Source organism: Salinispora sp. CH2A1_6 (genome assembly GCF_056820975.1).
The window spans coordinates 213,188-234,789 of sequence record NZ_JBXEDG010000016.1 but is presented as its reverse complement, the minus strand read 5'-3'; the positions used below and the strand labels follow the sequence as shown (position 1 = coordinate 234,789).

The window sequence follows — 21,602 nt, the reverse complement described above, 5'->3', positions numbered from 1 at the left end:
TGAGATCATCGCGCACCGGTGCCACCCCGGCCACGGCTGCCACGGGTCCGGCGGTCACCGGTGCGGCGGGGGCGACTGGCCGACCGAGGGGCGGAGCGGGCATCCGTCGGGCTAGCGTGGAAAGACGATGACCAACTCACTCGCCGACCACCTGCGTGCGCTTCCCGACCAGGCGCTCGCGGCCCTGCTCCAGCAGCGGCCGGACCTCGTCGTACCGGTCCCCACCGACCTCGCCGCGCTCGCCATCCGAGCCCAGTCCCGGGTATCGGTGGCCCGCGTGCTCGACAGCCTGGACCGATTCACGCTGCAGGTCCTCGACGCCGCCCGGCTCACCCGCGACGCAGGGGCCGACACGACCGGCCTCGACGTGATCCTCGCCATGGCCGCCGCCAACGCGCGCCCCCCCGACCCGGCCGCGGTCCGCGAAGCGGTGCGACTGCTCCGATCCCGCCTGCTGCTGTACGGACCCGACGAACGCCTCCACGTGATCGGCGGCATCGACGACATCTCCCCGTACCCCGCCGGCCTGGGCCGGCCGGCAGCGGAGCTGGACTCGCGGGCGGCGGCCCTCTGCGCGGACCCGGCGAAGCTGCGGCGCACCCTGCTCTCGGCGCCGCCGTCGGCGCGGGCCATCCTGGATCGGCTCGCCGCCGGCCCGCCGGTCGGCAGCGTGCCACCGGGGGCGTTGCAGGCCCCGCCCCTGGGCGCCGAGGATGCCCTGCCACCGGACCCCACGAACGGCGGCGCACCGACCGGCTCACCGGTGCGCTGGCTGGTTGACCACCGGCTCCTGGTTTCGGTCACCACCGGTGGGGGCGGCCGGCCTGGGACTGTCGAGCTGCCCCGGGAGATGGGGCTTCTGCTCCGCCGGGACACCGGCGCGCTCGGTCCCATGCCCACCGACCCGCCGCTGGTCGCGGCCCCACCCCGGGAACCAAAGGCGGTCGACTCGGCCGGGGCGGGGCAGACCATGGAGGTGGTCCGCCAGGCCGAGGCGCTGCTGGAACAGCTCGCCGCAGAGCCGGCCTCGGTGCTTCGCTCCGGGGGCCTGGGCGTCCGCGACCTGCGCCGGCTGGCCCGCGCCCTCGGCCTGGACGAACCGACCGCCGCACTGCTGCTGGAGACGGCGCACGCCGCCGGGCTGACCGGGGAGCTGGAGGCCCCTGGGGTTGCCGCGCCCCGTTCCGGCGCGGAACACCAGGTGCTGCCGAGCGCCGGATACGAGGCCTGGCGAGCCGGTTCGCTGGCGCAACGGTGGGAGCAGCTGGCCCGGGCCTGGCTGACGATGACCCGGCAACCCGGGCTGGTCGGCCACCGCGACGACCGGGACCGCCCGATCACGGTGCTCTCCCCCGAGGCGGAACGTGCTGGAGCGCCGATCGCCCGGCAGGCGGCGCTCAGTGTCCTCGCCGACCTGGAGCCGGCGACGGCACCCACCCCGGACGAGGTGTTGGAGCTGCTGGACTGGCGGGCGCCCCGGCGCAGTCGGGGACGGGAGGCGGCGCACCGGGAGGTGCTGACCGAGGCGGCCACGCTGGGCGTGACCGGGCTGGGGGCGCTCACCTCGTACGGGCGGCTGCTGCTCGCCGACACCACCGCCAGCGAGCAGCGGGGCGCTGACGACCCGCTGGGCCTGCAGGCCGACGGCGAACCGTCAACGGCGGTACGGGCACTGGACGGGCTGTTACCCGCCCCGGTTGATCACTTCCTGGTGCAGGCCGATCTGACCGTTGTCGTACCGGGACCGGCTGACCCGACGCTCGCCGCCGAGCTGGACGTGGTGGCCGAGCACGAGTCGGCCGGCGGAGCCAGCGTGCACCGGGTGAACCCGGCAAGTATCCGGCGGGCGCTGGACGCCGGCTACTCGGCGGACGACCTACACGGGTTGTTCGCCCGACGCTCGCGGACCCCGGTGCCGCAGGGGCTCACCTACCTGGTGGACGATGTCGCCCGCCGGCACGGCGGGCTGCGGGTCGGCGCCACCGGGGCGTACCTACGCAGCGACGATGAGGCGCTGCTCGGCGAGGTACTCGCCGACCGTCGGCTGGAGGTGCTGGCCCTCCGCCGACTCGCGCCGACCGTGCTCGTCACTCCGGGCCCGGTCAACCGCCTGCTCGCCATGCTGCGCGAGGCCGGCTACGCGCCGGTGCCCGAGGACGCCACCGGCGCGGCGGTGCTCACCCGACCCAGGACCCGCCGGGCACCGGCGCGCTCGCCGGGCACCGCCCGGATCGTCGACCCGCTCGCCGCCCCGAGGCTCCCGATGCCCCGGCTCCTCGGCATGGTCGAGCAGATCCGGCGGGGCGACGCCGCCACCCGGGCCGCACAGCGGGCACCGGCGTTGCTCCGCGGCCAGGAAGGCGCCGGAGCCGCGCACCGCCACACCGACGCGCTGGCCGTACTCCAGCAAGCGGTTCGGGACAAGGCGCTGGTCTGGGTGGGGTATGTCGACGCGCACGGGGCGACCGCCTCCCGGCTGGTCCGGCCGGTCTCGATCGGGGCGGGCTACCTCCGGGCGGAAGACGAGCGGACCGACATGCTGCACACCTTCGCCCTACACCGGGTGGCGGCAGCGGTGCTGGCGGACTGACCGCCGGACTGCACAGCCCCGGTCGCGGTGGGAGGGTCGTGGCGGGTGAGCGCCGGTCGCGGCGGGGTGGATCCCGACGGATCAGCGCCGGTCGCGGCGGAACGTGCCGACCACGGCCACCACCAGCAGCAGACCAAACGCCGTACCGGCGGTCTCACCGACCGAGTCCACGAGACCCTGCTGCTGCACCAGCAGACCAAACAGGAACCAACCGAACAGGAGCACTCCGCCGGCCACGTAGGCGACCATCATGCCGGCGGAGACGGGCGGAGCAGGTCTCCGCGGCGTCTCGGCCATCACATCCTGGTCGAGGGTCATTCCGTCCTCCCCGCCGTCGGCACAGCTCGAAGGTCCAGGGTGACACCCACAACGGCCGTGGGCCAGCACCTCGACCGGCCGGTCCGGCCCGGGCGTTGCGCCCGCCCCCGTTGGCGAATCCGCCGCCCCGACCGACGCGGGCCCTCCGCCCCCGCCGTCCTCGGCTGCGGATCGAACGCGTACGCACCGGCGCCGACCAGCGTGACGACCGTGCGGGCAAGGTCCGGAACGCGACCCGGAAGCAGGAACATGAAACTCGCCCGTGTTAGTCGTCACCCTGCAAGACGTACCAGTGCCCCGCCAGGTTGCATGGCGCGCGCAAATTCCTGCATCCGGTGCGGGGCGTGCAACACTGGTTGGTCGTCTCGCGGCACCACTGCCCGGTTCGACAGCCGGCATCCGAAGATCAAGAGAGGCGCTCACGTGAGTGGTGGACCCCTGATCGTGCAGTCGGACAAGACCCTGCTGTTGGAGATCGAGCACCCCGATGCGCAGGCATGCCGGTTGGCGATCGCACCGTTCGCCGAGTTGGAGCGCTCACCGGAGCACGTGCACACCTACCGGCTGACCCCGCTGGGGTTGTGGAATGCCCGGGCCGCCGGTCACGACGCCGAGGGTGTGGTCAACGCGCTGATCACGTACAGCCGCTATCCGGTGCCGCACGCCCTGCTGGTTGACGTGGCCGAGACGATGGACCGGTACGGCCGGCTGCAACTGATCAACGACCCGGCGCACGGCCTGGTGCTGCGGGCCGTGGACCGGGTGGTACTGGTCGAGGTCGCCAAGAGCAAGAAGCTCGCCGGGATGCTCGGCGCGAAGCTCGACGACGACACCGTCGCGGTGCATCCGTCCGAACGCGGGCGGCTCAAGCAGGCGCTGCTCAAGCTCGGCTGGCCGGCCGAGGACCTGGCCGGGTACGTCAACGGTGAGGCCCACTCGATCGAGCTGGCCGAGGCCGGCGCGGACGGCGGGAAGCCGTGGACGTTGCGCTCCTACCAGCGGGAGGCGGTGGAGGCGTTCTGGGCCGGCGGGTCCGGCGTGGTGGTGCTGCCCTGCGGCGCGGGGAAGACCCTGGTCGGGGCGGCGGCGATGGCCGAGGCGAAGGCGACCACGCTGATCCTGGTGACCAACACGGTGGCGGGACGGCAGTGGAAGCGGGAGTTGGTGGCCCGCACGTCGCTGACCGAGGCGGAGATCGGTGAGTACTCGGGCGAGCGCAAGGAGATCCGTCCGGTCACCATCGCGACATACCAGGTGTTGACATCCCGGCGCGGCGGCGCCTTCACCCACCTGGACCTGTTCGGGGCGCGGGACTGGGGTCTGGTCGTCTACGACGAGGTCCACCTGCTGCCCGCACCGATCTTCCGGTTCACCGCCGACCTGCAGGCCCGTCGCCGGCTGGGGCTGACCGCCACCCTGGTTCGCGAGGACGGCCGGGAGGGGGACGTGTTCAGCCTGATCGGTCCGAAGCGGTACGACGCGCCGTGGAAGGACATCGAACAGCAGGGCTGGATCGCCCCAGCCCGGTGCACCGAGGTACGGGTGACGCTCACCGAGGCCGAGCGGATGGCGTACGCGACGGCGGAGGCCGAGGAGCGCTACCGGATGGCGGCGACCACCCGGACCAAACTGCCGGTGGTGAAGGCCCTGCTCGACCGACACCCGGGCGAGCAGACCCTGGTGATCGGCGGGTACATCGACCAGCTGCACCAGCTGGGGGAGTATCTGGACGCACCGATCGTCCAGGGGTCCACCACGAACCGGGAGCGGGAGCGGCTCTTCGACGCGTTCCGCTCCGGTGAGCTACGAACTCTGGTGATCTCGAAGGTGGGTAACTTCTCGATCGATCTGCCGGAGGCGGCGGTGGCGGTCCAGGTGTCGGGCACGTTCGGCTCCCGGCAGGAGGAGGCGCAGCGGCTCGGCCGGGTGCTCCGGCCCAAGGCCGACGGCCGGCAGGCGCACTTCTACACCGTGGTGTCCCGGGACACGATCGACACCGAGTACGCCGCTCACCGGCAACGCTTCCTCGCCGAGCAGGGGTACGCGTACACGATCGTGGACGCCGACGATGTCCTCGGCCCGTCGCTACCCTCGGTCGACTGATCCGCGCGGGCGAGGGGTGACTCCGCGTTCGACCACCCGCGGCACCCGAGCGGGGTCGCCACGGCCCCGCCCGGCCGGGCGGATCACGACGATCAGGTAGGGCTTTCCGGGTCATTGCCACCAGCAGCTCTTCCCGCTCCTTCAGGAATTCCTCAAGTTCCTTGTCGGAAAGCCCTTGGCGGAAGGGTCCGAAGCGAAACCGGCGGAGAAGGAACTCCTCGTCAACCCCGGATGTCGCGCATCAAGGCATAGATCAACCAGAGGGTCCAACCTGTCCTTCTGATGCGGAGCGGCTCTGGCTATCGACCATCCGCGATCACGCTACTGGTTGACGAACCAGGCAATCGCCCCCGCCGCGGCTCTACCACCCATTGCCGACGCAACCGACACACCTCTACACTTCACCCGCTATCGATATCCGTCGACAGTCAGGACCATGAATATGCGGAAGCGAAGTCTCGCCCTGGTCTCCGTCATGACGGCAATCGGCCTGACTCTACCCAGTACGACCGCAGTCGACAGCGCGGTTGGGCGTAACCTCCCCATCCCCCTCGATCCCCGCGACGTCGGACTACAGCCGTTCACGGGTCAGCCGGCCACAGCCCACCCGATCGACAACCGGGAGGTGCCGCACCATCCCTTCATGGCCGCCAACGGCACCAGCAACATGCATGGCGACGCCTACCAGACCGATGCCTACCAGATTCCCGGCCCTTCCGGGCACGATCTGACGGTAAGCAGCAGATTGCAGGGCGGGGTGTGTCTTTCGGTCACCTTCGACTCCAAGGGCCGGATCATCACGGTCTGCATCACCCCGGGCCAGGCACCTCGGCTACTTCTCCTGGATCCGGACACCCTCGACGTGATCACCGCCCTGAGCCTGCCCGGCGCCGCCAGCGCCAGCCCCACCGACGCCGTCGGCGGCGCGTACTTCTACCTCGACAACCACGACCAGGCGATCATCCCCACCAACACCGGCGAGATCCTGGTCGTCGCCGTCCAGGGCGACCACCTCGCGCCCCAACGCCGCTACGACCTCACCCCCGCCATCGGCACCAGCGGCATCGTGTCGGCGCTGCCGGACTGGTCGGGACTGCTCTGGTTCGCCGCCGAGGACGGAACCGTCGGCACCCTTGACATGACCAATGGCCGCATCAAAACGCACAAACTCGACGGCGAGCAGATCGCCAACAGCATCGCCGTGGACGAGTCCGGCGGAGTGTTTGTCGTCAGCGACCGCGCGCTCTACCGGTTCGACGCCACCCCCAGGGGCCGGCCCGAGGTCACCTGGCGCGCCCCCTACGACCGAGGGAGCCGACAGAAACCGGGCCAGTTCAGCCACGGTAGCGGCACCACCCCCACCCTGATCGGCCCGGCGTCCGGCCCGGACGGGGGCTACGTGGCCATCACCGACAACGCCGATCCGGCCATGCGGGTACTCGTGTTCGCCCGCGGCAAGAACGGACCGACCGACATCTGCGCCCAGCCGGTCTTTCCCGCCGGCACCAGCGCCACCGAGAACAGCCTCGTCGCCGTCGGCGGTGACATCATCGTCGAGAACAACTACGGATACCAGTTCGACGGACGGGCGCTACTCAAAGGGCTGACCGGGGCCAGGCAGCCCGACACGGTGCCGGGTCTGACCCGGATACACGTCGACTACCCCGGCCGAAACTGTTCCGTCGACTGGTCCAACACGGTCGAGCGGATCCCGAGTGTGGTCAGCAAGGTCTCGCTGGCCAACGGGCTGCTGTACACCTACACCCACCCCGCTGCCGACGAACTGGCGTTCCGCCCCGGCGGCCAGTTGCTTGGACGTCCGGACGCGTGGTACCTCACCGCGATCGACGTACGGTCCGGTGAACGGGTATGGAGCAGGCTGGCCGGAGCCGGACCGCTCGTCAACAACCACTACGCCCCGATCTCCATCGGACCCGACGGTGCCGCGTACATCGGTGCCGTCGGTGGCCTCATCCGCATCGCGGACAACGAACCCGGCTGATTCGTGGTGCGCGCCCGATACTGCCGGCCCGGCCGGCAGTATCGGGCGATCGTGTCACCGCCACACTCGGCGACCAGCGGACCAGGCTGCGGAACTGGGCGGGCTGCAGTCCGATTAACGACAAGGTCTGCTCCGGGCGGGGTTGCCGACATGCCACTGGAATGGTTGCTGCTGTCAGTCGCTGCGGAACGTTATCTTGCCGTCAGCCACTGCGGCCCGACCGGTGACGTAGAAGGAGGTGTCGAAATCGTCCTTCGTCCCGTCGAAACTGCTGTACGTCACGGTGACGCGTCCCGACCAGCCGGCAACAGCGAGCGCACTGCCACGCATCTTGAATTCGATCTCCGGATACGTCTCGATCGTCCACTGAACGGTCTGCGAAGGCCCAAACACCACCCATGAGAAGGGGCAACCTTCCGGTGACGGGTCGGTGCTCGCAGCGCACTGGTCAAGGTACGCCTTCACCTGACTTTCGACCTCGCCGCGCGCCGACTCACTGACGGTCGGCCGCAGTCGTGCCTCGCGCGGCTCCAGCAGGCCAACCTCCAGGACCACCGGCTCCGCCTCGAAGAGCAGGTCATCAGCCAGTCGCACCTCATGGACGCCGGGGAAGACGCGGGCCCTCGCGTACCTGTCGCGGGCCGGCACCGCCTGCCCGTTGATCAGCACCCGCGCGTCGTCGTGCCAGACCGGCACGGTCAGCTCATTGACTCCGCCATAGATCTGCCAGCCATGGAGAACACCCAGCTCCTTCCGTTCCTGCCGGTGCAGATACAGCATCTCCCGATAGGTACGGTCACCGACCCGGTACGTAACGCTGGCCAACCGCCAGTCGGCACGGTCGGCTCCAGCCGGAGCGCCCGCCAGCTCGATCTCGTTCAGCTCCTGGATCGAGGTCACCTCCGCCGCCGACGGCGGCTGGTACGACGCGTCCAGGGGAATCAACGGCAGCTCCCCGGGGTCGTTCGGGCCCTCCCTCGACGGCTCCTCCAGGAGGGAACGCGCGGCGGCGAAGTCCCGCTCGGAGAGGGCGGAGAAATACTCCTCGACCACGCGCTCGGGGGTGTAAAAGACGCTGTGGACCACGTAGAGCCCGGTAATACCGGTCAACAGCACCGCCAGACCGAGGCCGGTGAGCCGATACACCCAGCGATTAGGGTTACGCACCGTGGTGAACGCGGTAGGCGACGGCAGCGGGGCTGCCGGGTCGGTGCCGAGTTCCGGTTCCGTAGCCGGGTCACTGGCGGGCATCGGCGACCGCTGCCCCAGCCGCTGTCCGCAAGCGGGGCAGTAGCGCGCGTCCACCGCGGTAAAGCGGTGGCAGGTGGAGCACTGCTGCGACTGTTCAGCGGCCGGAAGGCCACACCGCACGCACCCCTGCTGGCCCGGAAGGAGCACGGTCCGGCACTTCGCACAGGCGTGAATCGTCGTCATCGCTGCCTCTCCGCGGTCGGCTCAGTCACGGGAGGAGTGAGCTGGAAACGACCACCGGAAGCGGACGGGCCGGTGAGTCGCGGTCGGGCAGCGGATAGTCAACACCGGGCGCCTCGGCGCGCTCCAAACGCAGCTCGTTCGGGGGGTGGCTGGCGCAGACAGCGAGTTCCCACCCGTTGCGGGCCCCGTCGAAACCTCCCCGGAACCGGCTCAACACCTGCCGCAGCCCGACGTGGTGCCCCGCCCAGATCGCGCCCTGGTCGGCGAGGTATTCGGCGGCTCGGTTCCCCGCTGCCTGCATCGGCACGACGAAGTACCGGACGGTCAGCAACAGCGGCCAGGTGCTGAGCGCCAGGACGAGGGAGAAGATCGGGTGCCGGAAGCTCTGCCGCAGCCACGTGACCAACGCGTAGGCAAGGTAGAGCGGCAGGCCGAGCCCGCGCACGAAGAGGCCGGACACCGGGTCGGCGTTGCGCCAGTGCGTCAGCTCGTGACACAGCACCGCAGCGATCGGCTCGGGCGCGTAGTCACACTCGTCGAGCAGTCCGCGGCTGATCACCACGTGTCGAGTCCCGCTGACCGCGAGCGGATCGGGACTGTCGTCAATGAGCAGCTTCGGGTACGCGTCAAGCTGCAGCCGCGTCGCGCAGTCCGCAAGGATCGGCTGGAGTAGTTCCCCTTCTCGACGGCTTGGTTCGCGGTAGCCGGCAGCCCGGAACCGCCATCCTTCGGTAGCGATTCCATAGCTGGTGTAGAGCATGCTGAGGAGAATCGCGACGATGGTCTGGGCCACGAAGTAGCCGACGGCGTAGCCCGGCTCGGTGGTGACCAGAGACCACGGCACGAACAAGCCGCCGAAGAACCCGGCCAGGCAGCCGAGCAGCACGCCGACCAGAAGGCCGAGCACACCGCCCACCTGAAGCGTGGCACCGCTGAGCAGCGAGCCGAGCAGGGGAACCTCGGCGAGGAAATCGGGGCCGAATTCATTGCCACTGGTGAACCCACCGAGGTAGCCAGCTATCCCGCCGTACACGATTCCCAAACCGCCGACGAACACGGCGAGCGGCAGGTTGAACCAGGCGGCGATGAACGCGCCGAGCGCACCACGCCGGTTCCGGAACGCGCCGGTCACCAGCCAGGAGACGAAAGTCGGATAGCCAGGAGGACGGGCGAAGAGACGTTGCCCCCGGGCCGGCTGGACAACGTGCGGCGGGACAGAGATCGGCTGCGCCGGTCGCGGGCCGGGCACCTCCGCTCCGATTGGCTGCGGTAACGAAGCGCCGCAGCGGCACTCGCCCTTTGCCGAATCAATGTGATTGCCGCAGTTCGCGCACTGCACGGTCGACTCCCATGATCCTCGCCCTTGAAAACGAACGGATTGTTGCACGGACGCCTGCCGGGCGATGCCCCGCCCGTCCGGGAATGGCGAGGAGCGCAATCGAATGGGTGCCCCTTTTCACCACCCTGCACTACTTCACCCGCTATGCGACCGACCCTTTCGAGGACCGCTCTTTCGTAGCGGCGACTTTGGTCGTACCCGGCGGGCACGATCTGGTGCATGACCGACTCTGTGACCCACCGTCAGCACGCCATCGACTATGTCGAGTTCGCCGTCACCGACCTCGCGGAGGCGAAACGGTTTTACGGCGAGGCCTTCGGCTGGCAGTTCACCGACTACGGGCCGGAATACGCCGGCATCCGCAGCCCGCACGGCGACTCCGCACCCGAGGTGGGTGGACTTCGGCAGGACACTCAGGTGCAGGCGGGCGGCCCACTGGTCGTACTCTTCTCCACCGCACTGGAGGAGTCGGTCCAGGCGGTGACCGGGGCCGGCGGCACCGTGGTCAACGGCCCATACGACTTCCCGGGCGGGCGTCGGTTCCACTTCACCGACCCGAGCGGCAACGAGCTGGCCGTCTGGGCCGAGGCGTAGCGACCACGGGAAAGACGGGGGTGCTGCCCGACCGGGGGCAGCACCCCCGTCAGCGATTCGATGACTCGGCGACGAAGACGCCGCGCCCCGGACGCCCCACCAACACCCCCTGCTCCCGCAACCGCGCCACGGCTCGACTGATCGTGGACTGAGAGGTGTCGTACTCGTCCGCCAGCACCCGACCGGAGGGCAACTGCGAACCGGGCGGATAGGTCCCGTTCTTGATCTTGCTCAACAGGTCTTCGAGTAGCTCGTCCATCGTGGGTGGAATAGGCACGTCGGGCCCCTTGCAGTCGGTTGGCCCGCCCAGTATCGATCAGCCCTTCGCCACAGGCAACATATGTTGCATGGATGACGTAACTGGGTAGCTGGGTCCTTGACATAGGTGACTCAGTGTCAGTAGCGTCGCTGTCGGTGATGCGGTGCCGCTGCGGTCGGTTGGCGCCTCTCGTACTGGTCTCGCATCGCCGCCGAGACCGCACCTCCGCGCCACCCCAGGCGCGGCCCGGCTGTCGTACCGCCAATTGAGGCTGCGATGGCCGGGCGAACGCTCCGCCGGCCGCGACCGACGGAGCACCCCTCCGCCTAACTGCGACTCGACGAAGGGTGGCCACCTTGCGCAACCTGATCCGCCGACTCACGCACCGAGCGAGCCCCAGCCCGAACAGCGGGGTCACCCACCACCACAAACCCACCGCGCCGACGCACCCCCGGCTGCCGCTGCGACCGGGGCAGATCCGGGACCGATACTTCTCGGTCCGGCGCCGAGGGCTCGACCCAGTGGAGATCCGCGACTTCCTGCACCGGGTCGCCGACGAGTTGACCACCGCGCAGACCGCTCTGGTCGCGGTGCAGGAGGAGAATGTGCGGATCAAGAACGCCCTGCGGGAGTGGCAGAGCGCCCAGTCGGCTCGCCACCACTACCGATGACCAGCCGCTGGGTGATCCACCTCCCGGTCACCGCTGCCGACCTGATGCGAGCCCGAATCCTGGCCCGGATCGCCGCCCGGGTGCTGATTCGGATCAGCGCCCGGGTCGAACCCGGCGGGGTAACCGTCTCCGCCGAGGACCAGCAGGATGTGCGCCACTGGGTCTTCTGCGACCGGCTGTTGCCGGAGGGACGTGGCCGGTGCGTACTCGCGGTGGACCACACCTCCCGCTGCCGGCCGCGCCCACCCCGGTAACGAATCTGCCCGGCCGGTGAGCCCGGCCGGGCAGAGCGTGGCGATCAGTAGGACCGTGCGTACGGTCAGGTCGTGGTGCTGACTTCCTCCCCGAGATCTTCGAAGAGGTCGCCGAAGAGGTCGGCGAAGTCAGTGGTCTCGGCGGCTGGCGGCGTCTCGATGGTCACCGGCTCGTTGTAGTCGGTGTAGTCGACCGTCATCACGCCCATCTCGCCCATGGTCACGCGGGCCCGGCGCGGCCAGTACCGCTCGTCGATCCACAGCTCGGTCTTGATCTCCGTGACGCCGAACTCGGCCATCTGGTCCGCGGTGTTCGCCAGATCGGCGGAGTCGAGCTTGCTCTGCTCCTCCAGCAGAGCGAGGTGCTCCTGCGTGGTGGCGGTGACGCTGTAGTGGACCGTGGGCACCCCGTCCACCGTCTCCTCGCCGACAACGGTGACTCCCTCAAGTTCCAGCAGTGTCTTGACCTGCTGGACCGGGTCGGCGTCCCGCATCTGTTCGTCGATGCCCATCTCCGCGGCGGCAGAGAAGTCCATCTTCATCCAGCGCTTACCGTCGGTGAGTTCGTGTTCTGCCTCGGGAATCTCCACGTACGCCACGGAATCGATCATGCGGAAGGTGGTGACTTCTCCCTCCATCTCCATGACCATCTCGACCCTCACGGAGTCACGCAGATCCATCGCGATCTGCATCTCGAAGTCCTCGGGGCCCGAGCCCACCATCGTCGCCCGTACGGTCTCGACCTCGGCGGTCCGGTCCGCCGCCTCCTGGAGGGAACCCTGGAGGTCGTTGGCGAGCAGCTCCAGCACGCTCGACTGCTGTGCCGCTTCCTGCGAGGCCGTGCTGGGCCCGCAGCCGGTCACCGCGACCGCCGTGGCGGTCGCAGCCGCCAGGACGGCGATGTTCTTCCAACGTGACACGTGAAGCCACTCCCCCGGAGGATGAAATTGAACGACGGGTCACGCTATCCCAGTCGACGGAACTCGGCATCGCCCTTTCGGGCATGCCGGGCAGGCAAACCGACCATCGCTGAGGAAGCGCCCATGGTGGGAAATCAGGTGCGCAGGCCCACAAGGGCGACAGAGAGGAGCCGCTCCGCCCGGGCAGGGCTATCCGCAGCCAAAGCGATACCGATCGCCAGTTGCAGGATGTCCTCGACCTCAACGTCAGCACGCACGGTGCCAGCCTCCCGGGCTCGCGCGACCAGGCCCGCCCCCGCCGTACGCAACTTCGTGGCGCAGTCCGGGTCGGAGCCCGACGGCGCCCTCATGACTGTTTCGGCCAGGCCCCGATCCGTCAGGCAGTGCTGGAGGAAGGCCTCCAACCATGCCTCCACCGCGTCGCCCGGCGGCCGCATCTGGGCCAACTCCCGGGCGCGCACGCACAAGGTCTCGATCCGGGACGTGAAGACCTCGAGCAGAAGTGACTCCCGGGTCGGGAAGTGCCGGTACAGGGTGCCGGCTCCGACGCCGGCCTGTTGCGCGATCTCGTTGAGGGAGGCGGCGGGGCCCTGCTCGGCGATGACGGCGGTGGCCGCCGCCACCAGCCGGTCCCGATTGCGCTGTGCGTCGACCCGCATCCTTGTGCTCCTCCCGGGAACCAATCAGCAAGCGGAGAATCCCTCCGGATGTTACGTTACCCCTATGCGGAGAACCTCTCCAGATTGTCCCGGGTGACATCCACCAAGGGGCACCGACACGAACCACAGGCACCGGAGGCTCGGTCGAGTCGGAGCGGGCGTCGCCAACCTCGCCGCACGAGATCCGATCGCGATGACTGCGGCCCACCGCGCGCTGGACGACGCAGTCGCGGGACGGTTCGTGCCGGGACTCCCGACTCCATCGGGACCGAGATGACGGAAAGGACCGAAAGCTACATGAACGCCGAACCACCGACGACGACAGGTGCGGACAGCACAGTCCTCGCCTTCCCCCACCGAATCGGAGTCACCATCGACTGCCCTGATCCGGACTCGGCAGCGGCCTTCTGGGAACGGTTTCTCGGCTACCGGCGGCGCCCACACTCCGAAGGGAGCGCCTATGTCACGGTCGACTGCCCAGAAAGCGTGGCGGGACCACCACACCTGACGTTCCAACGGGTTCCCGAGCCCCGGACCAGCAAGGTGCGGGCCCACCTCGACCTCTTCGTCGACCACGCACGACCGCTGACGCGACAGATGGTGGCCGCCGGCGCCCACCAGATCAGCGTGACCGACGCCGGCGAGTGGACGACCCGTGTCCTGACCGATCCGGCGGGCAACGAGTTCTGCATCATCGGCCCGGACTGACCGACACCAGGCACAGGCCCCGGGCTCCGCCTAGCCCGGCAGCTCGGGGCCCCCGTCAAGCAGCGGGGCGAGCAGATCTCCCCGCTCCTCGACCCGGGTGAGCACCTCGGCCGCCGGATAGGGCTTGACCGCCGGGCGCTTGCCGGCCGCCCCGGCCGTGACCTCGGCCCAGGTCAGCGGGGTGGACACCGCCGGCACCGACTGGGCACGCAGCGAGTACGGCGCCACCGTCGTCTTCGCCGCGTTGTTCTGGCTCCAGTCAATGAAGACCTTTCCCGCCCGCAGCTTTCGGGCCATCTTGGACACGATCAGCTTTGGATGGTCTCGCTCCAGCTCCTGGGCGATCCGTCGGGCATAGCCGGAGACCGTGTCGGCGGTTTGGGTGCTGGCGATCGGGCAGCAGAGCTGCATGCCCTTCTTTCCCGAGGTTTTCGGGTACGACTCGATCCCGTCGTCGGCGAGCCGATCGCGCAGCAGCAGGGCGACCTGACAGCACTGCCTGAGCTCGGCCGGCGCACCGGGATCGAGATCGACCACCATCAGGTCCGGATGCGCCCCGATCTGCCACTGTGGCGTGTGCAGTTCGAGGGCGGCGAGGTTGGCCAGCCAGACCAGGGTCGGCAGCTCGTCGGCGACCACGTAGTCGATCGTCTCCCGGCCCTTTGCCGAGCCGGGGACCGGCAACGTCTCGGTGTGAACCCAGCGCGGTGTCGCTGCCGGTGCGTTCTTCTCGAAGAAGGAGCTGCCGTCAACGCCGTTCGGAAACCGGATCCGGGTCAACGCCCGGCCGGCGAGGTGCGGCAGGAGCACCGGGGCGACCCGGGTGTAGTAATCGATCACCTCACCCTTGGTGAATCCGGTCGCTGGGTACAGCACCTTGTCCAGATTCGACAACTCCAGCGTGCGGCCAGCCACCTCGACCCGAAGCCGGTCAGGCATCGTCAACCTCCTCGGCGGGTTTGTCCGGGCGCAACCGCAACACCCGGGGAAACCGCAGGCGTCCATCCGGGGTGAGCTGGCCGTACTTCACCTCCACCACGATCCGGGGCGCGACCCAGACCACCGCCCGGGTGTCCGCGCGGGGAAGCGCACCGGCGAAGGGGGAGCCATCGGTGCGCAACGGCTCCAGCTCGCGCAGCAGCTCCCGCTCCAGTGCCGCGCCGATGCCACCGCCGACCCGCCCCCGGAAGGTGAGGCGGCCGTCCGGCCGTGGCACGCCGACCAGTAGCCCGCCGAGCCGGCGGGCGCCCGGCCGCCAGCCACCCACCACGAAGTCGCCGGTCGTCTCCAACTTGACCTTGACCCAGTCCGGTGAACGCGTACCCGGCCGGTAGACCGAACCGACCCGTTTGGCCATCACCCCCTCCAGGCCGTGCTCCCCCGCCGCCTGCAAGGTCGCCGGGCCGTCCGAGAAGGCGGGCGGAACCGCCCATCGGGGCCCGGCCAGCCCCAACTCGTCGAGCACGGTTCGCCGCCGCTGCCACGGGTAGCCGGTCAGGTCGACGCCGTCGAGCCGCAACAGGTCGAAGACCAGGTAGGTGACGGGCAGGGATGCCGCGAGCCGCGCGGCCCTGGCCCGGTCCCGGACGTGCATTCGCTCGGCGAGCGCCGTGAACGAAGGCTGCCCGGTCGCGCCGAAGAGCACCACCTCGCCGTCGAGGAGAGCGTCATCCACCTGCGCGGCGAGGCCGGCCAGTTCCGGGTAGGCGACGGTGACCTCGACGCCGGAGCGGGCGTACACCCGCTGCCGGCCGTCGCCGACGTCGGCCAGCGCGCGAATTCCGTCCCATTTGAACTCATAGGCCCAGCCCGGGCCCACCGGCAGCTCCCCGGTGGTCGCGAGCATCGGCTTGGACGGCACGCCGGGCACGAACCGACCTTAGTCGAATGCGGAACTGCTCGCGCCCGGTTCCATCGGATGAGAACATGGTCGATACCGGCGAAAGGAGCGCAGGGTGCGGGCCATTTGGAAAGGAGCCGTGTCGTTCGGGCTCGTCTCAATCGGGGTGAAGCTGTATTCAGCAACCGAGGAGAAGGACATTCGGTTCCACCAGGTGCACCGGGATGACGGGGGTCGAATCCGCTACAAGCGCACCTGCCAGGTCTGCGGCGAAGAGGTCAGCTACGACGACATCGCCAAGGGATACGACCTCGGCGGCGGCGAGTTGGTCATCCTCACCGACGACGACTTCGCCGACCTGCCACTGAGCACCTCACGGGCGATCGACGTGCTGGAGTTCGTCCCCGCCGAACAGGTCGACCCGATCCTCTACAACAAGGCGTACTTCCTCGAGCCGGAGGGCACCGCCACCAAGCCCTACGTGCTGCTGCGCAACGCGCTCACCGACTCCGAACGGGTGGCCATCGTGAAGGTGGCGATCCGGCAACGCGAGCAGCTCGCGACGCTGCGGGTCCACCAGGGCGTCCTGCTGCTCAACACGATGCTCTGGCCCGACGAGATCCGGACGCCGGAGTTCGGCTTTCTCGACGAGGACCTGAAGGTCCGCCCTCCGGAGCTCGCGATGGCCAGCTCCCTGATCGACTCCATGGCGGGTGACTTCCAGCCCGATGTCTTCACCGACGACTACCGGACCGCGCTGAAGGAGGTCATCGACGCGAAGGTGGAGGGCCGCGAGGTCGTCCAGCCGGAGGAGGCCGAAGAGGCTCCGGCGGCGGCGGTGGACCTGATGGCGGCGCTGAAGGCATCGGTGGAGCGGGCCCAGGCGGCACGCGGTGAGAAACCCGCCGGCCCCGGCGCGGGCGAACCGACCCCCATCTCGGCGGCGCGTTCCGCCCAACGAAAGGCCGCCGAGGAGCAGGCCCCACCGAAGAAGGCCGCCGGCAAGAAAAGCGAAAAGACAACCCCGGCGAAGAAGACAGCTGAAAAGGAGAAGGCCGAGGAGAAGAAGGCCGGCAAGAAGACTCCCGGGAAGAAGACGGCGACCAAGACGACCGCCAAGAAGGATGCGGGACAGCGGGCGGAGCCGGCCAAGAAGGCCACGGCCCACAAGGGTGCGCGCAAGACCGCCTGAGCGGCGAGACGGCCACCACCGGCGATACCGGCTTCCACCGGACAAGGGGGCGTCCGGCACCTGCACCACGGGGGCCCCGGCGGGTACCGTGTTCGTCGGCCTTCCTCCGGCACGCGGTGCCGGCCACCATCTTCGAACAGGGAGTCGACGCCGTGAGCGAGCGGACGCAGAACCGGGCACAGAAGTCGGAGCGGCGGTTGGCCGCGCAGCTCGCCGAACAGAAGGCGGCCGAGGCGAAGCGCCGCCGACGACAGGCCTGGGCCGGCGGTCTCGCCGGGGTTGCCGTGGCCGCCCTCCTGGTCACCGTGTTCGTGCTGGTCGGCCCGGTCGGTGAGGAGGAGAGCAACCCGACCGCGGGCCCGTCGGCGGCTGCTCCGTCAGCGGATGCCCCCGACCCGGCTGCCGGCGGCACCGAGCTGCCGGACGGGGCCGACCCCGCGCTGAACACCCCACCGACGGTGGAGGCGGGCGAGGGCGAGCTGACCGAGCTCGTCGTCACCCCGCTGATCGAGGGCACCGGGCCCGCGGTGGAGAGCGGTCAGACGATCACCGTCAACTACGTCGGCATCCTCTACAACGAGGGCGAGGAGTTCGACTCGTCCTGGTCGCGCGGGCAGCCGGCGAGCTTCCCGATCGGGGTCGGCGGAGTGATCCCCGGCTGGGACCAGGGCCTGGTCGGCGTGACCATCGGCAGCCGGGTGCAGCTGGACATCCCCGCAGAACTGGCGTACGGCACGGAACCGGATGGTGGCCGTCCAGCCGGTCCGCTGCGCTTCGTCGTGGACGTGCTCGGCGCGCAGTAACCCGCCGCCTGCCCCCGCCCCGCCACCGGTGCGGTTGGCCACAGTGGGCTTCCACGCCGTTACCGAACGGCAGTAGGTTCGTCGAACCGGGGGCAGATACCCCCAAGAGGCCGGTACGGACGCGGAGGTGCGCATGACAGACGATGCGGGGCGGACAGCCCGGTTGATGTGGACCCACTTCGAGCCGGTGCACGCGGTGACATACTTCCACCCCCGGGCCCGCGCGGCGTACGAGGCGACCGGGCTACGCGGCTACTGGCGGGGCTACTTCGCCGGCCGGTCCGCGCCGCTCGGCGCCGCCACCGCGGCACCGGTGACCGCGGCGTTCTACCACTTCGCCCCGCACATGGTGCAGCGCGCGCTGCCCGCGGTCTGGCAACTGGCATCCCCGGAGGAGGCCCTGCGCGCCCGACTCACCGGCGCCGTCCAGGCCCTCGCCGAGCTCACCTACGAGCTGCCCGAGTCCCACCTCACGGAGACCGCCGACCTGATGGAGGCCGCCGCGGCCGAAACCAGGACGGCGGGGCGGGTGCTGGGGGCCGCGAACGCGGCACTGCCGCGCGGTGAGTACCCGCTCGCCCGGCTCTGGCAGGCGGCGACGGTCCTGCGGGAGCACCGTGGGGACGGGCACATCGCCGCGCTCGTCGCGGCCGACCTCGACCCGGTGGAGACGCTCGCCTGGCGAGTCGCGGTGGGAATGCCCGTGGCCACCCTGCTCGGCCGGGGCTGGACCGAGCAGGAGTGGGCGGCGGCCAAGAGTCGGCTCCACGACCGGGGGTGGCTGACCGCCGACGGCGAGCCCACCGAGCGGGGCCGGGCCGGATTCGACACCGTCGAGGCGGCCACCGACACGGCAGCGGTCCGCCCGTGGCAGGCGCTCGGTCCGGAGCGCAGCTCCCGACTCCAGGAACTGCTCGACCCGATGGTCCGGGCCGGGCACACCATCATCCCGCCGGATAACCCGATCGGCCTGCCGTCCCTGGGTTGACCGGCGTCGCTGAGACGGTCCGGCAGGATGAGGCCATGACAGCTGCGGTGATCTTCGACCTGGATGGCGTTATCGTCGACTCCGAACCGGTCTGGGAGGAGGTCCGGCGGGCGTATGTTTCGGCGCACGGCGGCACCTGGCAGGTCGACTCGCAACGCCGGCTGATGGGCATGAGCACCGGCGAGTGGTCCCGCTACCTCAGCGGCGAACTCGGCGTCGACCGGACGGCCGAGCAGGTCGCCACCGAGGTGATCATGGAGATGTCCCGGCGATACGCGCACCGCGTACCGCTGATCGACGGGGCCGTTGACGCCGTGCGCCGGACCGCTGGGCGGTGGCCGCTGGGCCTGGCCAGTTCCTCCCCCACCCAGCTGATCCGGACGGCGCTGGACGCGACCGGGCTCAGTGACACCTTCGGCGCGACGCTGTCGACCGAGGAGACCCGGCACGGCAAGCCGGCGCCGGATGTCTACCTGGCGGTTGCGGAACGGCTCGGTGTCGACCCGACCCACTGCGTCGCGGTCGAGGACTCCGCCAACGGCGTCCGGTCCGCGGCTGCCGCGGGGATGGCCGTGGTGGCGGTACCACACGGGGCGTACCCGCTGGAACCGGAGGCCGAGCGGCTCGCCGCGGTGGTGCTCTCCTCGATCGGCGAGCTGACGCCGGAGGTCGTGGCGACGGTCCACGGCGGTATGGGCGAGGGACGGCCGGGTACGGCAGACCAACGAGGCACTTGAGGAGACGACATGAAGGCGATGGAGACGAGCATGAAGGCGATGGAGACGGCATGAAGGCGATCGTGTACGAGCGCACCGGCGACCCCACGGTGCTGCGGCCGGTTGACCGGCCGGTGCCCGAGCCGGGGGCCGGCGAGGTGCTGGTCCGGATGGCGGTCTCGGGAGTGAACCCGACGGACTGGAAGGCACGACGAGACGGCCAACTGCCGGCCGGCTGGCAGACGCCCGGCCAGGATGGCGCGGGGGTGGTCGAGGCGGTCGGCGAGGGGGTCGACCGGTCCCTCATCGGCGAACGCGTCTGGGTGTGGGAGGCCGCCTGGCAGCGGCCCTGGGGAACGACCGCCGAGTACACGCTGCTCCCGGCCGGGCAGGTCGTCCGCCTCGGGGCCGCCTCCTTCGACCTCGGCGCGTGCCTGGGTATTCCGTTCCTGACCGCGCACCGGTGCCTGACCGCCGGTGAGTACCTGCCAGACGCACTGCACGCTGGGGCGCTCGCTGGTCACACCGTGCTGGTGCAGGGTGGAGCGGGCGCGGTGGGTAATGCGGCGATTCAGCTCGCGCGCTGGGCGGACGCCTGCGTGGTCACCACGGTGAGCAGCGCGGAGAAGGGGAAGCTCGCGGCGGCGGCCGGGGCCGACCTGGTGGTCAACTACCGGGAACAGGACGTGGTGGCGGAGGTCCGCAAGATCGCGCCAGCGGGGGTCCACGCGATCGTTGAGGTCTCCACGCGGAACAGTGAGATCGATGTCCAGCTGCTCCGGACCGGCGGCGCGGTGTGTGTGTACGCCGACGATGGCGGCGGCGAGGTGACCCTGCCGGTCCGGCCCCTCATGGCCTTGAACGCCCGCTGGCAGTTCGTCCTGGTCTACACCGAGCCGAAGGCCGCGAAGGCGCAGGCGGTCGTGGATGTGGCGGCGGCGGTCGAGCAGGGTGGCGTCCGGGTCGGTGAGGAGGCGGGGCTGCCGCTGCACCACTACCCGTTGACGGCAGCCGACGCGGCACACCAGGCAGTGGAGGAGGGGGCGGTCGGCAAGGTGTTGATCAGCACCGCGAGCGACCGGTGAACCCGGATCGAGCCGGGCGATCCTCCCCCGGTATCAAGTTCCCAGGTATCGAGGACAGAGACGAATCTTCCTCGCGAGAATGACGGTGCGGGTCATCCCGCGTTGAACGGCGGCCCCGGCGCGGTGCGAACGCCGGGGCCGCCCCCTTGGCCACGACAGCGGCAACCCTCCCGTGCACCGGTCCGCACCCGGCCGGCCGGGTGCGGTGGTGAGCCCATCGATCAGTCGTCTCGTGGGGAGTCGGCGCCACGGTGGCTCTGCTGGGACAGGATCCGCAAGGCGTCAGCGGAGCCCGAGTCGTTGGGCGTGTAGACCTCAAGGCGATGGTCAGGGCTGTCCGGCTGCAACCAGACCTGGTAGTCGACACTCAGGCCACCCACCGTCGTGTGCTGTATGTGCATGGTTCCCGTGGTGCAGTCCGCGACATCCCGATCCGCCCACAGCGCCGAGAAGTCGTCGCTGCGCATGGTGAGTTCACCGATCAGCCCCGCCAGGCGCGCATCGGTGGGATAGCGGCCCGCGGTGAGCCGGAGGTACGCGACATGCGCGCGGGCGAGCGTGTGCCAGTTGCCGTACAGGTCGCGCGTGACCGGATCGAGGAAGAACATGCGAGGCATCGACGGGCGACGTTCCGACTCGTCCGGTGTCTCGAAGGCGATGTGCTCGGCGAGCAGCGCGTGCCCGCTGCGGTTCCACGCCAGCACGTCCCCACGGCGCCCCAGGACGATCGCCGGCGTGGCCTCGCCGAGAGACTCCAGGAGCGCGAGGACCCGCTCGTGGGGTTCCTCCGCCGGGGGTTCGACGAGCCGTGGCGTCGCCGAGTGCCGAGCGAGATTGTGCAGGTGCGCCGTCTCGGTCGAGTCGAGCAGCAATGCCCGGGCGAGCGCGTCGAGCACCTGCTCCGACGCCGTCTCGGCCTGCCCCTGTTCCAGCCGCGTGTAGTAGCCCGCGCTCACTCCGGCGAGCTGGGCGAGTTCCTCCCGTCGCAGCCCGGGAACGCGACGCCCCGTGCCATAGGTGCGCAGCCCGATCTCTTCCGGGGTGACCCGGTCACGACGACTCTTCAAGAACGTTCCGAGACTCCCCACGTCGGCCAGCGTAAGCCGATCGTGAGTGCCACTGGGTAT

21 protein-coding genes are annotated in these 21,602 nt (G+C 70.0%); 12 read left to right on the top strand and 9 right to left on the bottom strand.

The window, feature by feature from the left end; all coding sequences use genetic code 11:
- Window positions 1-127: 127 nt before the first annotated feature.
- The gene (locus AC1UKG_RS22065; RefSeq protein ID WP_482643065.1) at window positions 128-2,590 is read left to right on the top strand and encodes a helicase-associated domain-containing protein; all 2,463 of its coding nucleotides are present in this window, start codon (window positions 128-130) and stop codon (window positions 2,588-2,590) included.
- 81 nt (window positions 2,591-2,671) lie between these two features.
- On the opposite strand, the gene AC1UKG_RS22060 is transcribed toward AC1UKG_RS22065, so the two are convergent.
- Window positions 2,672-2,908: a hypothetical protein gene (locus AC1UKG_RS22060; RefSeq protein ID WP_018729089.1), complete on the bottom strand. Its 237-nt coding sequence runs from the start codon at window positions 2,906-2,908 to the stop codon at window positions 2,672-2,674.
- Between the two features lie 423 nt (window positions 2,909-3,331).
- Here AC1UKG_RS22060 and AC1UKG_RS22055 point away from each other — a divergent pair, with 423 nt between their 5' ends.
- Complete coding sequence (locus AC1UKG_RS22055) at window positions 3,332-5,011, top strand: DNA repair helicase XPB (RefSeq protein ID WP_482643066.1); 1,680 nt, start codon at window positions 3,332-3,334, stop codon at window positions 5,009-5,011.
- Between the two features lie 442 nt (window positions 5,012-5,453).
- Entirely contained in the window at window positions 5,454-7,013 is a 1,560-nt protein-coding gene (locus tag AC1UKG_RS22050; RefSeq protein WP_482643067.1) for a hypothetical protein, read from the top strand.
- Between the two features lie 174 nt (window positions 7,014-7,187).
- On the opposite strand, the gene AC1UKG_RS22045 is transcribed toward AC1UKG_RS22050, so the two are convergent.
- A complete protein-coding gene (locus AC1UKG_RS22045; RefSeq protein WP_026271581.1) occupies window positions 7,188-8,447 on the bottom strand; it encodes a zinc ribbon domain-containing protein in 1,260 nt (419 codons plus the stop codon).
- 25 nt (window positions 8,448-8,472) lie between these two features.
- On the bottom strand, window positions 8,473-9,786 hold the full coding sequence (locus AC1UKG_RS22040; protein WP_482643068.1) for a M48 family metalloprotease: 1,314 nt from the start codon (window positions 9,784-9,786) through the stop codon (window positions 8,473-8,475).
- Between the two features lie 219 nt (window positions 9,787-10,005).
- Here AC1UKG_RS22040 and AC1UKG_RS22035 point away from each other — a divergent pair, with 219 nt between their 5' ends.
- Window positions 10,006-10,380 carry a VOC family protein gene (locus AC1UKG_RS22035; RefSeq protein ID WP_018744683.1) on the top strand — a complete coding sequence of 125 codons (375 nt, stop codon included), beginning with the start codon at window positions 10,006-10,008 and terminating at the stop codon, window positions 10,378-10,380.
- Between the two features lie 49 nt (window positions 10,381-10,429).
- On the opposite strand, the gene AC1UKG_RS22030 is transcribed toward AC1UKG_RS22035, so the two are convergent.
- A complete protein-coding gene (locus tag AC1UKG_RS22030) occupies window positions 10,430-10,639 on the bottom strand; it encodes a winged helix-turn-helix domain-containing protein (RefSeq protein ID WP_018744684.1) in 210 nt (69 codons plus the stop codon).
- Between the two features lie 347 nt (window positions 10,640-10,986).
- Between AC1UKG_RS22030 and AC1UKG_RS22025 the strand changes: the two genes are divergently transcribed.
- Both AC1UKG_RS22025 and AC1UKG_RS22020 read left to right on the top strand, forming a co-directional pair.
- Complete coding sequence (locus tag AC1UKG_RS22025) at window positions 10,987-11,310, top strand: DivIVA domain-containing protein (protein ID WP_018744685.1); 324 nt, start codon at window positions 10,987-10,989, stop codon at window positions 11,308-11,310.
- Entirely contained in the window at window positions 11,307-11,564 is a 258-nt protein-coding gene (locus AC1UKG_RS22020) for a hypothetical protein (protein WP_018744686.1), read from the top strand. Before AC1UKG_RS22025 ends, AC1UKG_RS22020 begins: the two co-directional genes overlap by 4 nt.
- A gap of 65 nt (window positions 11,565-11,629) precedes the next feature.
- On the opposite strand, the gene AC1UKG_RS22015 is transcribed toward AC1UKG_RS22020, so the two are convergent.
- Together AC1UKG_RS22015 and AC1UKG_RS22010 are read right to left on the bottom strand one after the other, a co-directional pair.
- A complete protein-coding gene (locus tag AC1UKG_RS22015) occupies window positions 11,630-12,484 on the bottom strand; it encodes an SCO4651 family lipoprotein (protein ID WP_018744687.1) in 855 nt (284 codons plus the stop codon).
- 134 nt (window positions 12,485-12,618) lie between these two features.
- On the bottom strand, window positions 12,619-13,143 hold the full coding sequence (locus tag AC1UKG_RS22010; RefSeq protein WP_018744688.1) for a TetR/AcrR family transcriptional regulator: 525 nt from the start codon (window positions 13,141-13,143) through the stop codon (window positions 12,619-12,621).
- Between the two features lie 297 nt (window positions 13,144-13,440).
- Between AC1UKG_RS22010 and AC1UKG_RS22005 the strand changes: the two genes are divergently transcribed.
- The gene (locus AC1UKG_RS22005; protein WP_029123340.1) at window positions 13,441-13,851 is read left to right on the top strand and encodes a VOC family protein; all 411 of its coding nucleotides are present in this window, start codon (window positions 13,441-13,443) and stop codon (window positions 13,849-13,851) included.
- A gap of 30 nt (window positions 13,852-13,881) precedes the next feature.
- Here AC1UKG_RS22005 and ligD (AC1UKG_RS22000) read toward each other — a convergent pair whose 3' ends face one another.
- Both ligD (AC1UKG_RS22000) and ligD (AC1UKG_RS21995) read right to left on the bottom strand, forming a co-directional pair.
- The gene (gene ligD, locus AC1UKG_RS22000) at window positions 13,882-14,790 is read right to left on the bottom strand and encodes a non-homologous end-joining DNA ligase (protein ID WP_482643069.1); all 909 of its coding nucleotides are present in this window, start codon (window positions 14,788-14,790) and stop codon (window positions 13,882-13,884) included.
- Window positions 14,783-15,721: a non-homologous end-joining DNA ligase gene (gene ligD / locus AC1UKG_RS21995; protein ID WP_018744691.1), complete on the bottom strand. Its 939-nt coding sequence runs from the start codon at window positions 15,719-15,721 to the stop codon at window positions 14,783-14,785. Before ligD (AC1UKG_RS21995) ends, ligD (AC1UKG_RS22000) begins: the two co-directional genes overlap by 8 nt.
- An 85-nt stretch (window positions 15,722-15,806) precedes the next feature.
- Here ligD (AC1UKG_RS21995) and ku point away from each other — a divergent pair, with 85 nt between their 5' ends.
- The 5 genes from ku to AC1UKG_RS21970 all read left to right on the top strand — a co-directional run bounded on the left by ku (window position 15,807) and on the right by AC1UKG_RS21970 (window position 20,475).
- Complete coding sequence (gene ku / locus AC1UKG_RS21990) at window positions 15,807-16,883, top strand: non-homologous end joining protein Ku (protein WP_026271584.1); 1,077 nt, start codon at window positions 15,807-15,809, stop codon at window positions 16,881-16,883.
- A gap of 116 nt (window positions 16,884-16,999) precedes the next feature.
- The gene (locus AC1UKG_RS21985; protein ID WP_018744693.1) at window positions 17,000-17,686 is read left to right on the top strand and encodes an FKBP-type peptidyl-prolyl cis-trans isomerase; all 687 of its coding nucleotides are present in this window, start codon (window positions 17,000-17,002) and stop codon (window positions 17,684-17,686) included.
- A gap of 133 nt (window positions 17,687-17,819) precedes the next feature.
- A complete protein-coding gene (locus tag AC1UKG_RS21980; protein WP_026271585.1) occupies window positions 17,820-18,674 on the top strand; it encodes an SCO6745 family protein in 855 nt (284 codons plus the stop codon).
- A 35-nt stretch (window positions 18,675-18,709) separates the two neighbouring features.
- On the top strand, window positions 18,710-19,411 hold the full coding sequence (locus tag AC1UKG_RS21975) for an HAD family hydrolase (protein WP_018814788.1): 702 nt from the start codon (window positions 18,710-18,712) through the stop codon (window positions 19,409-19,411).
- Between the two features lie 50 nt (window positions 19,412-19,461).
- A complete protein-coding gene (locus tag AC1UKG_RS21970) occupies window positions 19,462-20,475 on the top strand; it encodes an NADPH:quinone reductase (RefSeq protein ID WP_482643070.1) in 1,014 nt (337 codons plus the stop codon).
- 221 nt (window positions 20,476-20,696) lie between these two features.
- Here the strand turns inward: AC1UKG_RS21970 and AC1UKG_RS21965 are convergent, their stop codons facing one another.
- On the bottom strand, window positions 20,697-21,563 hold the full coding sequence (locus AC1UKG_RS21965) for an MmyB family transcriptional regulator (protein ID WP_018814790.1): 867 nt from the start codon (window positions 21,561-21,563) through the stop codon (window positions 20,697-20,699).
- Window positions 21,564-21,602 lie beyond the last annotated feature (39 nt).

What these genes read in the sequence shown, in the direction of transcription:
- AC1UKG_RS22030 (WP_018744684.1), bottom strand. Translation starts at nt 10,639, where the DNA reads ATGGACGAGCTACTCGAAGACCTGTTGAGCAAGATCAAGAACGGGACC.
- AC1UKG_RS22060 (WP_018729089.1), bottom strand. Translation starts at nt 2,908, where the DNA reads ATGACCCTCGACCAGGATGTGATGGCCGAGACGCCGCGGAGACCTGCT.
- ligD (WP_482643069.1), bottom strand. Translation starts at nt 14,790, where the DNA reads ATGCCTGACCGGCTTCGGGTCGAGGTGGCTGGCCGCACGCTGGAGTTG.
- AC1UKG_RS21970 (WP_482643070.1), top strand. Translation starts at nt 19,462, where the DNA reads ATGAAGGCGATCGTGTACGAGCGCACCGGCGACCCCACGGTGCTGCGG.
- AC1UKG_RS22010 (WP_018744688.1), bottom strand. Translation starts at nt 13,143, where the DNA reads ATGCGGGTCGACGCACAGCGCAATCGGGACCGGCTGGTGGCGGCGGCC.
- AC1UKG_RS22045 (WP_026271581.1), bottom strand. Translation starts at nt 8,447, where the DNA reads ATGACGACGATTCACGCCTGTGCGAAGTGCCGGACCGTGCTCCTTCCG.
- AC1UKG_RS21975 (WP_018814788.1), top strand. Translation starts at nt 18,710, where the DNA reads ATGACAGCTGCGGTGATCTTCGACCTGGATGGCGTTATCGTCGACTCC.
- AC1UKG_RS22035 (WP_018744683.1), top strand. Translation starts at nt 10,006, where the DNA reads ATGACCGACTCTGTGACCCACCGTCAGCACGCCATCGACTATGTCGAG.
- AC1UKG_RS22050 (WP_482643067.1), top strand. Translation starts at nt 5,454, where the DNA reads ATGCGGAAGCGAAGTCTCGCCCTGGTCTCCGTCATGACGGCAATCGGC.
- AC1UKG_RS22005 (WP_029123340.1), top strand. Translation starts at nt 13,441, where the DNA reads ATGAACGCCGAACCACCGACGACGACAGGTGCGGACAGCACAGTCCTC.
- AC1UKG_RS21980 (WP_026271585.1), top strand. Translation starts at nt 17,820, where the DNA reads ATGACAGACGATGCGGGGCGGACAGCCCGGTTGATGTGGACCCACTTC.
- AC1UKG_RS22065 (WP_482643065.1), top strand. Translation starts at nt 128, where the DNA reads ATGACCAACTCACTCGCCGACCACCTGCGTGCGCTTCCCGACCAGGCG.
- AC1UKG_RS22020 (WP_018744686.1), top strand. Translation starts at nt 11,307, where the DNA reads ATGACCAGCCGCTGGGTGATCCACCTCCCGGTCACCGCTGCCGACCTG.